This window comes from Microbacterium sp. BH-3-3-3 (assembly GCF_007679045.1).
GTDB classification, from domain to species: Bacteria; Actinomycetota; Actinomycetes; order Actinomycetales; family Microbacteriaceae; genus Microbacterium; species Microbacterium algihabitans.
Genome location: NZ_VEFS01000003.1, coordinates 349,290 through 362,839, shown reverse-complemented (window position 1 = coordinate 362,839; position 13,550 = coordinate 349,290). Strand labels below are relative to the sequence as shown.

Below are 13,550 nucleotides of genomic sequence, written 5' to 3'. Positions count from 1 at the left end.
AGAAACCGTCTCCGACCGCATCGAGGTCGACGGCGTGGCCATGGTGCAACTGCTCGGCCCGCAGGACCGCCTGCTGCGCGTGGTCGAGAAGGAGCACCCCGACGTCGACGTGCACGTGCGCGGCAACGAGATCACGCTCTCGGGCACGCCCGACGCGGTACGCGCCGCCCGCGGCCTCGTCGACGAGCTGCTCAGCATGACCCGCTCGGGTCACGGCCTCGACCCGGCCGACGTGACCAGCTCGAACCGGATGCTGCGCTCCGACGGCGGACCCCGTCCGTCCGAGGTCATGGGCGAGGCGATCCTGTCGTCGCGCGGAAAGACCATCCGGCCCAAGACCGCGGGCCAGAAGGAGTACGTCGACGCGATCGACGAGAACACGATCGTGTTCGGCATCGGCCCCGCTGGTACCGGCAAGACCTATCTCGCGATGGCCAAGGCCGTGCAGGCGCTGCAGCGCAAAGAGGTCACGCGCATCATCCTCACGCGTCCCGCCGTCGAGGCGGGGGAGCGGCTCGGGTTCCTCCCCGGCACGCTCACCGACAAGATCGACCCCTACCTGCGGCCGCTCTACGACGCGCTGAACGAGATGATGGACCCCGAGATCGTCCCCAAGCTCATGGCGACGGGCACGATCGAGGTCGCACCGCTGGCCTACATGCGCGGGCGCACGCTGAACGACTCGTTCGTCGTGCTCGACGAGGCGCAGAACACCACGCCCGAGCAGATGAAGATGTTCCTCACGCGCCTCGGCTCCGGCACCCGCATGGTCGTCACCGGCGACATCACCCAGGTCGACCTGCCGCAGGGCGCGTCCGGTCTTCGTCTGGTGACGCGTGTGCTCGACGACATCGACGACATCCACTTCTCGCGCCTCACCAGCGACGACGTCGTGCGCCACAACCTCGTCGGGCGCATCGTCGACGCGTACAGCGAATACGACGAGAAGCGTCTGGCCGCTCGACGCGAGCGCGACGAGGCCTCCGAATTCGCCACCCGTGCGGAGCGACGCGGCCCCGGTGCCGCCGGTCCCCGCGATCACCTCCCGAGACGAAACCGCTCATGACGATCGAGATCAACAACGAATCCGACCACCAGGTCGACGAACAGGTGCTGCTGCGCCTCATGGAGTACAACCTTCAGGAGCTGCACGTCAGCCCCGACGCCGACGTGGCCATCGTGCTCGTCGACGAGGGCGCCATGGAGTCCCTCCACGTGCAGTGGATGGACGAGCCCGGCCCCACCGACGTGCTGAGCTTCCCGATGGACGAGCTGCGTCCGGGATCCGAAGACGCTCCGACCCCCGCGGGTCTGCTCGGCGACATCGTGCTGTGCCCGGCGGTGGCCGAGACGCAGGCCGTCGCCGCCAAGCACTCCACGCTCGACGAGCTGATCCTGCTCACCACGCACGGGCTGCTCCACCTGCTCGGATTCGACCACGCCGAGCCCGACGAAGAACGCGAGATGTTCGGCCTGCAGCGCGAACTGATCACCGGCTTCCAGGCCGTCGAGCGTCAACGCCGCGCATGACCGAAGCACTGCTGCTCGTCGCGGCACTGCTGCTGGTGGCCTTCGGCGGTCTCATGGCGGCCTCCGAGGCGGCGCTGGGCGTGACCTCGCGCACCGACCTGCTCGAGCTCGGCTCTTCGGGGCGCAACGCGCGCTCGCTGCGCCGCATCGCCGATGACCCCAGCGCGCACGTGACGGCGGTGGTCTTCATCCGCGTTCTCGCCGAGACGACGGCCGCGGTGCTCGTCACGGCCGCCTTCATGCTCATCTTCGACAACATCTGGCTCGCGGTGATCACCGCGGCCGTTCTCATGACGGGCATGTCGTTCGTCGCGGTCGGAGCGAGCCCCCGGTCGGTGGGTCGCCAGCACGCGCGCGGCCTGCTGCGCGGGGCGTCTCCGGTGATCCGCGGCATGCGCATTCTGCTCGGCCCGCTCGCCCACGGCCTCGTGGCGGTGGGCAACCGGGTGACCCCGGGCGTTCCGCACTCGACCTCGTTCGCGTCGGAGGAGCAGCTGCTCAGCATCATCGACGAGGCCACCGAGAACGAGCTCATCGAAGAAGACGATCGCGAGCTCATCCACTCGGTGTTCGACTTCACCGACACGTACGTGCGTGAGGTGATGGTGCCGCGCATCGACATGGTGAGCGTGGATGCCGCGGCCTCGTCCCGCGAGGCACTCGCACTGTTCCTCGAGAAGGGCGTGTCGCGCGTGCCCCTCACCGACGACGAGGCCGACGACGTCGTGGGCGTGCTGTACCTGAAAGACCTGGTGCAGTTCGGTTTCCGCGACGAGGCGGGGTGGCGCGACGCGCCGATCCGCCGCATCGCACGCCCCGCCGTGTTCGTGCCCGAGTCGATGAAGGCAGAGACCCTGCTGCAGCAGATGAAGAAAGACGCGGTGCACGTGTGCCTCGTCGTCGACGAATACGGCGGCGTCGCGGGCCTCGTGACCCTCGAAGACCTCATCGAAGAGCTCGTGGGCGAGATCGCCGACGAATACGACGCCCCCTCGACCGAGGTCGTGGAACTGCCCGACGGCCGCTATCGCGTGAATGCGCGTCTGGGCCTCGACGAGGTCGGCGACCTGTTCGGCCTCGAGCTCGACGACGAGGAGGTCGACTCGATCGGCGGTCTGCTGGGCAAGGCCCTCGGCCGCATCCCGCAGCCCGGAGCCACCGCCGAGCACGACGGCCTCATCATGACCGGTGGAGCCTCGCGCGGCCGCAACCGCGGAATCGCGACGGTGATCGTGGAGCGGGCTGAGACGATGGACGATGAAGACGCCGAGGCCGACGCCTCGTCGCGTGAGAGGAACGACAGATGACCGACACCCGATCCGGTTTCGTGACCTTCGTGGGCCGGCCGAACGTCGGCAAGTCCACGCTGACCAACGCCCTCGTGGGCGAGAAGGTCGCCATCACCAGCGAGAAGCCGCAGACGACCCGCCGCGCCATCCGCGGCATCGTCAACCGTCCGGGCGGCCAGCTCGTGGTGGTCGACACCCCTGGCATCCACCGTCCCCGCACCCTGCTGGGGCAGCGACTCAACGACCTCGTCGAGCAGGTGCTCGGCGACGTCGACGTGATCGCGTTCTGCGCCCCGGCGACCGAAAAGGTCGGCCCCGGCGATCGCCGCATCGCCGAGTCGCTCTCGGGCTACCCGCGTGCGAAGAAGGTCGCCCTGGTGACGAAGACCGATGCCGCGACGCGTGATCAGATCACCGAGCGCCTCGTCGAGGTCGACGCGTTGCGCGAGGACTGGGCGGCGGTCATCCCGCTCTCGGCCGTGACGAACGATCAGCTCGACGTGTTGAGCGACGAGCTCCTCGCGCTCATGCCCGTGGGCCCCGCCCTCTACGCCGACGACGTCACGACCGACGAGACGCTCGAAGACCGCATCGCCGAGATGATCCGCGAAGCCGCCCTGCACGGCGTGCGCGACGAGCTGCCGCACTCGATCGCGGTGACCGTCGACGACGTGGCCAAGCGCGAAGACAGCGACCTCACCGACGTGTGGGCCAACATCGTCGTCGAGCGCGACAGCCAGAAGGCGATCATCATCGGCAAGAAGGGCTCGCGCCTCGCCGATGTCGGAGCCCGCGCACGCGCCGGCATCGAGCCGCTCGTCGGCGGCCGCGTCTACCTCTCGCTCCACGTCCGCGTGGCCAAGGAGTGGCAGCGCGATCCGAAGCAGCTGGGGCGCCTCGGCTTCTGAGCGCTTCCGCAGGACATCCGACGCCGGGGGCTACGCTCAGCGGCGACGACCCGAAACGAAAGGCGTGACCATGGCGAAGAGGTGGACGGCTCCGGCTCCCGGGCCCATCGATCAGTGGAGCTTCGACGAGGTCGAGGTCGCGGCCCCCGGCTCGGGCGAGGTCACGATCCGCGTCCACGCGGCGGGCGTCAACCCGGCCGACGCGAAGCACGTCGCCTCGGCGCGTCCCGGCGCCGAGTTCCCCGTGCCGATCGGCTACGAGCTCTCGGGCGAGGTCACGGCCGTCGGCCCCGATGCCCTCGGCGGCTCCGGTGAGCTGACGGTCGGCGATGAGGTCGTCGCTTTCCGCGTGCAGGGCGCCTACGCGACCGACATCACGGTTCCGGCCCGCGACGTGTTCGCCAAGCCCGCGGCCCTCTCTCACCCCGAGGCGGCGAACCTCCTGCTCGCGGGCACCACCGCGGCCGAGATGATCCAGGTCACCCGCGTCACCGAGGGCGAGACGGTGCTGTTGCACGCCGCCTCCGGCGCGGTGGGTGTGAGCCTCCTGCAGCAGGCGCGCGAGCTCGGCGTCCGCGTGATCGGCACGGTGGGTCCGGATGCCGAGGACTCGGCCGAACGCGTCCGTCGCTACGGCGGCATCCCGGTGGCCTACGGTGACGGCCTGCGCGAGCGCGTCGAAGAGGCGGGCGAGGGCGCTCCGATCGCCGCCGCGTGGGACGCCGTGGGCACCGACGAGGCCATCGACGTCTCGCTCGCCCTCGTGGCGGAGCGCGACCGCATCGTGACGATCGTCGATCCCGAGCGCGCGAAGGCCGACGGGTTCCTCTGGATCGCCGGGGCACGGCCCGAGAGCGCCCGCTTTCGCGACATCGCGCGTGCGCGGGTGCTGGAGCTCGCGGCATCCGGAGCCCTCGAGGTGCCCGTCGCGCGCACCTACCCGCTCGACGAGGCCGTCGAGGCCGTGCGGTTCGTCATGGACGGCCACCCGGGCGGCAAGGTCGCCCTGCTGCCGTGAGCGCGTCGCCGTTCGTCCTCCCGCCGGCGCCCGAGACCCTCGAGGTGACCCGCGAGCGGGTGCGCCTGCGCCCGTTCGAAGAGCGCGACCTCGACGCCATGGCGACGTACCGCGGTGACGCCGAGGTGTGCCGCTACCTCCCGTTCCAGCCGCAGACCCCCGACGACATCCGGCACCGCAACGGCCATCTGATGGGCGGGACGAGTCTCGAGGGCGAGCGTGGCGGCGTGATGCTCGTGATCGAGCGCGTCGACGATGGCGCGGTGATCGGCGACCTCGTGCTCTTCCACCTCGACGCCGAGGCCGGGTCGGCCGAGGTGGGCTGGGTCGTCAGCCCCGCGGCATCCGGTCAGGGCCTGGCGACCGAAGCGGTGCGCGCGCTCATCGACACGGCCTTCGAGGTGTACGGCCTGCGCCGGCTCGTCGCACAGATCGACGCCGACAACCTCCGTTCCACGGCCCTCGCCGAGCGCCTCGGCATGCGACGCGAAGCGCACTTCGTCGAGAAGGAGTGGTTCAAGGGCCGCTGGAGCGACCTGCTCGTGTACGCCGTGCTCGACCACGAGTGGGCGGCCGCCCGACGGAGCGCCTCGTGAGGGACTGCTACGATCGCTGCATGCGCTTCGGTGGCCAGCTTCTTCTTAGTTGCCGCGACGAGTCCTCGATCTAAGGGCCTTCCTCGTCGCGGAGATCGTCGTCGGCCCCACCGAACGAATCTAAAGAAGCGACACATCATGAAGAACACCCAGAAGCCCACGTCCGCTCCGGTGCACAAGTACCGTCCCTTCCACGAGCAGATCCGGGTCGGCCTGCCCGATCGCACGTGGCCGTCCAAGCGCATCGAGGTCGCACCCCGCTGGTGCGCCGTCGACCTGCGCGACGGCAACCAGGCGCTGATCGACCCGATGAGCCCCGAGCGTAAGCGGGTCATGTTCGACCTGCTGGTCAAGATGGGCTACAAGGAGATCGAGGTCGGGTTCCCGAGCGCGAGCCAGACCGACTTCGACTTCGTCCGTCAGCTCATCGACGAGAACCTGATCCCCGACGACGTCACCATCCAGGTGCTGACGCAGGCGCGCGAGCACCTGATCGCCCGCACCTATGAGGCGATCGCCGGCGCCAAGCAGGCCATCGTGCACCTGTACAACTCCACGAGCGTGCTGCAGCGCGAGGTCGTGTTCCGCACCGACGAGCAGGGCATCGTCGACATCGCGCTCGAGGGCGCGCGCCTGTGCAAGAAGTACGAGGCGACGATTCCCCAGACCGAGGTCTACTACGAGTACTCGCCCGAGAGTTACACGGGAACCGAGCTCGAGTTCGCCCTGCGCATCTGCAACGAGGTGCTCGAGGTCTTCGAGCCGACCCCCGAGCGCAAGGTCATCCTGAACCTGCCCGCCACGGTCGAGATGGCCACTCCCAACGTCTACGCCGACTCGATCGAGTGGATGTCGCGTCACCTGAACCACCGCGAGAACGTCATCCTGTCGCTGCACCCGCACAACGATCGCGGCACCGCCGTGGCCGCCGCGGAGCTGGGCTACATGGCCGGGGCCGACCGCATCGAGGGCTGCCTGTTCGGCAACGGTGAGCGCACGGGCAACGTCGACCTGGTCGCCCTGGGCGTCAACCTGCTGACGCAGGGCATCGACCCGCAGATCGACTTCAGCGACATCGATCAGGTCAAGCGCACCGTCGAGTACTGCAACCAGCTGCCGGTTCCCGAGCGCAGCCCCTGGGCCGGCGACCTCGTCTTCACCGCTTTCAGCGGGTCGCACCAGGACGCCATCAAGAAGGGCTTCGAGGCGATGGAAGCCCGCGCGGCCGCCGAGGGCAAGACCGTCGACGAGATCGAGTGGGCGGTTCCGTACCTGCCGATCGACCCGAAAGACCTGGGCCGGTCGTACGAGGCCGTCATCCGCGTCAACTCGCAGTCGGGCAAGGGCGGCGTCGCCTACCTGCTGAAGGCCGACCACGCGATCGACCTGCCTCGCAAACTCCAGATCGAGTTCTCGGGTGTCGTGCAGGCCCGCACCGACGCCGAGGGCGGCGAGGTCTCGAGCGCGCAGATCTGGGACATCTTCAACGACGAGTACCTGCCCTCGACGGTCGACGACCAGCGCTGGGGCCGCTTCGAGCTGCTGTCGACGCGCTCGTCGAGCGACATGTCGGGCGACGTGCACCTCGACGTGTCGCTGCGCGACGGCGACACCACGCACCCGGCTTCGGCCGTTGGCAACGGTCCCGTCGCAGCCTTCCTCGAGATCGTGCGCGCGCAGGGGTTCGATGTGACTCTGTACGACTACGTCGAGCACGCTCTCAGCTCGGGCGGCGACGCGCAGGCGGCCGCCTATGTCGAGCTGCAGGTCGACGACCAGCGCCTGTGGGGCGTCGGCATCGACGGTGACATCTCGACCGCGTCGCTCAAGGCGATCGTGTCGGGCGTCAACCGCGCGATCCGCACCCGTCAGGACTCGGGCGCCCTGGCCGGCGTCTGACCCGCACCGAAAAGAAGACGACCGTGGCCTACGCCCACGGACACCACGAGAGCGTGCTGCGTTCCCACGCGGTACGCACCGTCGCCGACTCGGCGGCCTACCTGGTGTCTTCGTTGTCCGCCGGCACCCGCATCCTCGATGTGGGTGCCGGCCCCGGCTCCATCACCGTCGACCTCGCCGACCGGGTCTTCCCGGGAGAGGTCGTCGGGGTGGATGCCGCGTCCGACGTCGTCGAGGTGGCCCGCGCCGCCGCGGGGGAGCGCACGAACGTGACCTTCCGCACGGGTGACGCCTACGCCCTCGACGTGCCCGACGCCTCGTTCGACGTCGTGCACGCCCACCAGGTGCTGCAGCACCTCGAGCGGCCGGTCGACGCGCTGCGGGAGTTCCGCCGCGTCGCCGGGCCGGACGGCCTCGTCGCGGTGCGCGACGTCGACTACGGCGGGGTGATCTGGCATCCGCTCATCCCCGCCCTCGACGACTGGCTCGAGATTTATCACGGCGTGCACCGCGGGTCGTCGGGCGAGCCCGATGCGGGTCGGCGTCTCAAGGCGTGGGCGCGCGAGGCGGGCTTCACCCGCATCGAGGCGAGCGCGAGCGTGTGGGTGTTCGACACGCCCGAAAAGCGCGCGTGGTGGGGCGGCATGTGGGCCGACCGCGTGCTCGCCTCGGCGTTCGCCGGGCATGCGAAGCGGCTCGGTCTCGCCGACGACGCGCAGTTGCAGCGCATCTCGGACGCGTGGCGCGAGTGGGCCGCGCACCCCGACGGATGGATCCTGCTGCCGCACGGCGAGGTTCTCGCCCGCTGGTGACGCGAGGGGGCGTCGATGCGAGGATGAAACCGTGATCCGCGTCGACGCCCTCTACCGCTATCCCGTGAAGGGCTTCACGCCCGAGAAGCGCGACAGCCTCGTCATCCAGGACGACGGCCGCGTGCAGGGCGACCGCTCGCTCGTCTTCCGCTTCGCCGATGCCCTCGAGCCGGCGGATGCCACGTTCCCCAAGAGCCGCGGACTCGCGCTCATGACCTTCCCGACGCTGGCGCGCGTCGACCTCACCCTCGACGACGAGGCGCTGACGCTGCGGCTGCAGGTCGACGACATCGACGTCACCGCCGATCTCAGCGACGAGGGCCGTGCCCGACTCAGCGCGGCGATCACCGCCTACCTGCGCACGACGAGCGATGCGAAGCTGCTCGAGGCCGACGGCATCCTGCCCCTCGGTCTTCTCGGCGACGGCCGCATCGCACGCTTCCAGGACCGACCGCGCGGATTCATCTCGCTGCACGGCGCGGCCTCGGTCGAGGAGGTGGATGCCGCGGTGCCGGCGCCCGTCGACGACCGCCGCTTCCGCTCGAACATCGTCGTCGGCGGCACCGCGCCGTGGGCCGAGCTCGAGTGGCACGGCCGCGTGCGGATCGGCGAGGTGGAGTTCGAGGTGCAGAAGCCGATCGAGCGCTGCGCCGCGATCACCGCGAACCCCGACACGGGTGTGCGCGACGCCCGGCTGCTGCGGGTGCTGACGACGGAGTTCGGTCAGTCCGAGCCGACGCTGGGAATCCTGTTGCTGCCGGTCGCCGATGGGGGCACGATCCGGGTCGGCGACGAGGTCACGCCGCTCGGCTGACGCGCGCGGGGGTCAGAGCCCGGCTCACTCCGGCTCATCCATGCGGATGATCGGGATGCCGGTGGTCTCGACCGCGACCTTGCGGCGGTAGAGCTTGCGTTGCTCGGGCAGCGACAGGTCGAACAGCACGGCGAGCACGCGGATGACCGTCGTGACCGCCACGCCGATCACGGCGGCGACCGGCAGCGGCACGCCAAATGCGGCGACGGTCGCCAGCACCGCGCATCCGCCGCCGGCCGCCACGGCGTAGAGCGAGCCGACGTGCATGATGGCGACCGGCAGGCCCATGAGCACGTCGCGCAGCACGCTGCCCCCGGCCGCGGCGAGCACGCCGACGAACACCGCGGGCACGGCCGGCATGCCGAGGGCGAGCGCCTTCGAGGTGCCGAACGCGCCGAACAGCCCGATCACCACCGCGTCGAGCATGACGATCGCGCGGTTCAGGCGTTGGAAGATCCCCGACAGCAGCATGCCGACGATCGAGGCGAGCGTCGCGGTGATGAGGTACCAGTTGCTCTGCAGGGTCGCGGGGGTGAGCCCCAGCAGCAGGTCGCGGATGAGACCACCGCCCATTCCGAGCAGGATGCCGATGATCGCCACCCCGAGCAGGTCGAGGCGCCGCTGGCCCTGGAAGCCGGAGGCGAACAGCGCACCCTGCACACCGCCCAGGGCGACGGCGGTGAGATCCGCCCACAGCGGGATGACGAAGACGGACTCGTTCACGGTATCCATTCTCCGGGACGCGCGCGATCGGCGTGCGGAGGCGCGTGCGCGGCGATGGAGATACGCGGGTCACCGTGGTGCCCGCGGTGTGTAGCACCCGGGCCGCGTCGCCGTCCAGCGAGAGCGCGAGCAGCTGGGATGCGTTTTCATCGAGGGCAGGGGGCCGATTCAGTGCGCCCGGAACGTCGATGCGACCACGAGTCGCCGGGGGAGACTGCAGATGCACTGGGGGGGCGAATTCGAGCGTGGCGGTGGCCATGCTCATCGCGGGGGCCATCACCGCGATCGTGACGGCGATCATCCGACGTTCACCGTCGGCGGCGACGGCGCGGGCGACACGAGAGGGCGTGCTGTTCGTCGTGTCGACCCGGAGGTGGCAGCGCGTCCTGATCCGCACGGTCGGCATCGCGGTCATCGTGCTCGGCAGCATCCTGCTCCTGGCCGCGGCGGGGGTGAAGGATCCCGAGACGAGCATGGTCATCGCCGGGGCGGCGATGTTCGTCGGCGGCATCCTCTTCGTGTTCCTGGCGCGGGGGATGAAACGCATGCGACTGGAGGTCGCCCCCGACCTGGTGTGGTCGTTCGGTCTGGTGCGCGGACCGAACGCGGTGCCGGTGGCCGAGATCACGCGGTTGGAGCCCAACCCCGGCGACCGGTTCGGCGGCATCCTCGCGAAGACGGAGGGCACGACCCGATTCGGCGCGACCCGACTCATGCTGGGCTACCCTCAGCTGATCGACTTCCTGCAGCACACCCGCCCCGACCTGCCGATTCCCGACGGGTCGTGGCCCCTGCAGCAGAGAGCGGCGACCCCCCGCTGATCCAAGCGGCGCGCCACGGCGCTGCGCAGGCCGCTCACGGGTGGGCGGGCCGATAATGGACTGTGCCCACCTACCGCGACGAGGTCGTGGTCCTGCGTACCCACAAGCTCGGGGAGGCGGACCGCATCCTCACCCTGCTCAGTCGCCGCAACGGCAAGATCCGTGCGGTCGCGAAGGGCGTGCGCCGCACCTCGTCGAAGTTCGGGTCGCGTCTCGAGCCGTTCATGGTCGCCGACGTGCAGCTGTTCAAGGGACGCAACCTCGACATCGTGCAGCAGGCCGAGTCGCTGGGTTCGTACGGGGCCGAGATCGTGGCCGACTACGACGTGTACACGACCGCCAGCGCCATGGTCGAGACCGCCGATCGCCTGAACGAGGCCGAGGCGACGCCCCAGCAGTACCTGCTGCTGGTCGGTGGGCTGCGGTCACTGGCCCGCGGCGAGCACTCGGAGCGCAGCGTGCTCGACTCGTACCTGTTGCGCGCCATGGCCCTGTCGGGCTGGGCTCCCGGGCTCACCGAGTGCGCGCGCTGCGGCACCGTCGGCGACCACGACTACTTCCTCCCGCAGCTCGGCGGCGTCGTCTGCTCGACCTGCGCCCCGGCGGGCTCGCCGCGCGTCGCGCGCGACACGGTCGACATGCTCCGCGCCCTCATGGCGGGGGAATGGGACACCATCGACGCCGCCCCCGGACGCACGACGGCGGCGGCCTCGGGCCTCGTGGCCGCCTACGCGCAGTTCCACCTGGAGCGCGGCATCCGTTCCCTCTCGCACCTGGAGTCGCATCGATGACACCCAAGCCGTTCACGCACCGCGACGCCGTGCCGTACCGCCCCCTCGACTGGACGGGCGAGTACCCGCCGGCCTTTCCGAAGGGCGCGGTTCCCGAGCACGTCGCGATCGTGATGGACGGCAACGGTCGCTGGGCCAACCGCCAGGGACTCACCCGCGTCGAGGGCCACCGTGCGGGCGAGGCGGCTCTGCTCGACGTCGTCGCCGGCGCGATCCAGGCGGGCGTGAAGCACCTGTCGGTCTACGCCTTCTCCACCGAGAACTGGTCGCGCTCACCCGACGAGGTGCGCTTCCTGATGGGGTTCAACCGCGAGGTGCTGCACCGCCGCCGCGATCAGCTCAACGAGTGGGGTGTGCGCATCCGCTGGTCGGGCCGCAAGCCGCGCCTGTGGGGCTCGGTCATCAAGGAGCTGCAGCACGCCGAGCGCCTCACCGAGGGCAACTCGACACTCACGCTGACGATGTGCGTCAACTACGGCGGTCGGGTCGAGATCGTGGATGCCGTGCGCCGCATCGGCGACGACATCGCGTCGGGCAAGCTCAAGCCGTCGGCCGTGACCGAGAAGCTCATCCGCAAGAACCTGTACCAGCCCGACATGCCCGACGTCGACCTGTTCGTGCGCTCGAGCGGCGAGCAGCGCACCTCGAACTTCCTGCTGTGGGAGTCGGCGTACGCCGAGATGGTGTTCCTCGACACCCTCTGGCCCGATTTCCGCCGCACGCATCTGTGGGAAGCCATCGGGCACTACCAGTCGCGCGACCGCCGCTTCGGCGGGGCGGTCGACAAGCCGACGGCGTGACGCACTAGGGGGCGAGTTCCGCGCGCAGCGAGACTGCCGCCTCCATCGCGACCCGACGCATGGCCTCTCGCGTCTGCCCCCCGATGTGCGGGGTCACGACGACGTCGGCGCGACTGCGGAGCGGATGATCGGCGGGCATCGGCTCGACCTCCGAGACGTCGAGACCCGCACCGGCGACCTCGCCCGTCTCGAGCGCCGCCAACAGCGCACACTCGTCGACGACTCCACCGCGCGAGGTGTTGAGCACGACGGCGTGCGACCGCATCCGCCGGAACTGCGCGGTGGAGAGCAGGCCGCGCGTCGCCGGGACGAGCGGCACGTGCACGCTCACCGCATCGGACTGCTCCAGCAGCTCGTCGAGCGACCGCGGCTCGGCGCCTGCCGTCCGCACCTCTTCGTCGCTGAGACCCGGGTCGTACGCGAGAACGCGCATTGCGAACCCGCCCTGTCCGATCCGCGCCACGTGCCGCGCGATGCGTCCGAAGCCGATGAGACCCAGCGTCGACCCGCTGAGCTCACCCCCGATCAAATCGGCGCGATCTCCCCGACCGCTCACGGCGGCGCCGATGCCCCGCCGCACAGCCAGGAGCAAGGCGATGGCGTGCTCGGCGACCGAGAGCACGTTCGCCTCGGGGGTCGTCGTGATCCGGATGCCGTGTTCTCGAGCGAACGCCGTGTCCACGGTGTCGGTGCCGACGCCGTGGCGCGCCACGATGCGCAATCGCGGCATGCGGCTCAGCTGCGGCGCATCGAGGCGGGCCGTGCGCAGCAGAACCCCCTGCACGAGGGGAGCGACCGCGTCTTCGTCCGCGGGCTCAGCGCCCCAGCCGCGGCGCACGTCGGCCCACGTCTCGAGGTCGGCTACCGCGTCGGCGTGCACCTCGCGGGGGATCCACACGACCGGCCGGCCGGCACTGGTCTCAGCCACGGGGCGTCAGAGCGCGATTCGCGGCTCGGCGTTCGGCTTCGCCGCGCACGAGCTCGTCGGCGGCGGCGGTGACCTCGGCGATGCGCTCGCGCGGGACGACCGCGACTCCGTCGGCGTCGCCGACGACCCAGTCGCCCGGCGCCACGGGCACGCCGCCGAGCGCGACCGTCTCGCCCAGCCGGTAGGGACCGGTCTTCCAGGGCCCGGCGGGGGTCACGGACCGCGCGAACACGGGAACGCCCACCTCCCGCAGTTCGACGGCATCGCGGGCGGCGCCGTCGAGCACGATGCCGGCCACCCCGAGCGCCTTCGCCTTCTCGGCGACGAGCTCTCCGATCAGGGCCCGCGTGTCGTCGGAGCCACCGTCGACCACGAGGATCTCACCGGCGCGGATGACCTCGAACGCCGCGTGCACTCCCTTGTTGTCACCGGGTCGGGTGAGGACGGTGGCCGCGGGGCCCGAGACGACCGCACCCGCCCACAGCGGCGAGATGCCGCGCGCGATCCCGAAGCGCTCCATCGCATCGCCGATCGTGGCGGCAGCGTAGGCGCCGGGCGGGGGATACTCCGCGGTTTCGGAAAGAGTGCTCATCGTCGGGCGGTCCTCTCGTCGGGGTGGAT

At 70.4% G+C, this 13,550-nt stretch carries 15 protein-coding genes; 12 read left to right on the top strand and 3 right to left on the bottom strand.

What is annotated here, in order from left to right; genetic code table 11:
• The first annotated feature begins 40 nt into the window (after positions 1 to 40).
• The 9 genes from FS769_RS12035 (at position 41) to FS769_RS11995 (ending at position 8,866) form a co-directional block, all read left to right on the top strand.
• Entirely contained in the window at positions 41 to 1,066 is a 1,026-nt protein-coding gene (locus FS769_RS12035) for a PhoH family protein (RefSeq protein WP_260979754.1), read from the top strand.
• Positions 1,063 to 1,530: an rRNA maturation RNase YbeY gene (gene ybeY / locus FS769_RS12030; RefSeq protein WP_144833696.1), complete on the top strand. Its 468-nt coding sequence runs from the start codon at positions 1,063 to 1,065 to the stop codon at positions 1,528 to 1,530. Before FS769_RS12035 ends, ybeY begins: the two co-directional genes overlap by 4 nt.
• Complete coding sequence (locus tag FS769_RS12025; protein ID WP_144833694.1) at positions 1,527 to 2,837, top strand: hemolysin family protein; 1,311 nt, start codon at positions 1,527 to 1,529, stop codon at positions 2,835 to 2,837. The genes ybeY and FS769_RS12025 overlap by 4 nt, the downstream gene beginning before the upstream one ends.
• On the top strand, positions 2,834 to 3,727 hold the full coding sequence (gene era / locus FS769_RS12020; RefSeq protein WP_144833692.1) for a GTPase Era: 894 nt from the start codon (positions 2,834 to 2,836) through the stop codon (positions 3,725 to 3,727). The genes FS769_RS12025 and era overlap by 4 nt, the downstream gene beginning before the upstream one ends.
• A 70-nt stretch (positions 3,728 to 3,797) precedes the next feature.
• Complete coding sequence (locus tag FS769_RS12015) at positions 3,798 to 4,745, top strand: NADP-dependent oxidoreductase (RefSeq protein ID WP_144833690.1); 948 nt, start codon at positions 3,798 to 3,800, stop codon at positions 4,743 to 4,745.
• On the top strand, positions 4,742 to 5,341 hold the full coding sequence (locus tag FS769_RS12010; RefSeq protein WP_222121701.1) for a GNAT family N-acetyltransferase: 600 nt from the start codon (positions 4,742 to 4,744) through the stop codon (positions 5,339 to 5,341). Before FS769_RS12015 ends, FS769_RS12010 begins: the two co-directional genes overlap by 4 nt.
• 138 nt (positions 5,342 to 5,479) lie before the next feature.
• Complete coding sequence (leuA, locus tag FS769_RS12005; RefSeq protein ID WP_144833688.1) at positions 5,480 to 7,240, top strand: 2-isopropylmalate synthase; 1,761 nt, start codon at positions 5,480 to 5,482, stop codon at positions 7,238 to 7,240.
• A 23-nt stretch (positions 7,241 to 7,263) separates the two neighbouring features.
• Complete coding sequence (locus FS769_RS12000; RefSeq protein WP_144833686.1) at positions 7,264 to 8,052, top strand: methyltransferase domain-containing protein; 789 nt, start codon at positions 7,264 to 7,266, stop codon at positions 8,050 to 8,052.
• A 31-nt stretch (positions 8,053 to 8,083) separates the two neighbouring features.
• A complete protein-coding gene (locus FS769_RS11995) occupies positions 8,084 to 8,866 on the top strand; it encodes an MOSC domain-containing protein (RefSeq protein WP_144833684.1) in 783 nt (260 codons plus the stop codon).
• A gap of 24 nt (positions 8,867 to 8,890) precedes the next feature.
• On the opposite strand, the gene FS769_RS11990 is transcribed toward FS769_RS11995, so the two are convergent.
• A complete protein-coding gene (locus tag FS769_RS11990) occupies positions 8,891 to 9,589 on the bottom strand; it encodes a trimeric intracellular cation channel family protein (RefSeq protein ID WP_144833682.1) in 699 nt (232 codons plus the stop codon).
• Between the two features lie 245 nt (positions 9,590 to 9,834).
• On the opposite strand from FS769_RS11990, the gene FS769_RS11985 reads away from it, so the two are divergent.
• The 3 genes from FS769_RS11985 (at position 9,835) to FS769_RS11975 (ending at position 12,001) form a co-directional block, all read left to right on the top strand.
• Positions 9,835 to 10,410, top strand: a complete 576-nt coding sequence (locus tag FS769_RS11985; protein WP_144833680.1) for a hypothetical protein — start codon at positions 9,835 to 9,837, stop codon at positions 10,408 to 10,410.
• A 62-nt stretch (positions 10,411 to 10,472) separates the two neighbouring features.
• Positions 10,473 to 11,201 carry a DNA repair protein RecO gene (gene recO, locus FS769_RS11980; RefSeq protein WP_144833678.1) on the top strand — a complete coding sequence of 243 codons (729 nt, stop codon included), beginning with the start codon at positions 10,473 to 10,475 and terminating at the stop codon, positions 11,199 to 11,201.
• Positions 11,198 to 12,001 (top strand): isoprenyl transferase, encoded by an 804-nt coding sequence (locus FS769_RS11975; protein WP_144785182.1) that lies wholly within the window; start codon positions 11,198 to 11,200, stop codon positions 11,999 to 12,001. The genes recO and FS769_RS11975 overlap by 4 nt, the downstream gene beginning before the upstream one ends.
• 4 nt (positions 12,002 to 12,005) lie before the next feature.
• Here FS769_RS11975 and FS769_RS11970 read toward each other — a convergent pair whose 3' ends face one another.
• The gene (locus FS769_RS11970) at positions 12,006 to 12,929 is read right to left on the bottom strand and encodes a hydroxyacid dehydrogenase (protein ID WP_222123933.1); all 924 of its coding nucleotides are present in this window, start codon (positions 12,927 to 12,929) and stop codon (positions 12,006 to 12,008) included.
• Positions 12,922 to 13,521, bottom strand: coding sequence for an RraA family protein (locus FS769_RS11965; RefSeq protein WP_144833677.1), 600 nt, complete (start codon positions 13,519 to 13,521; stop codon positions 12,922 to 12,924). Before FS769_RS11965 ends, FS769_RS11970 begins: the two co-directional genes overlap by 8 nt.
• Between the last annotated feature and the right edge of the window lie 29 nt (positions 13,522 to 13,550).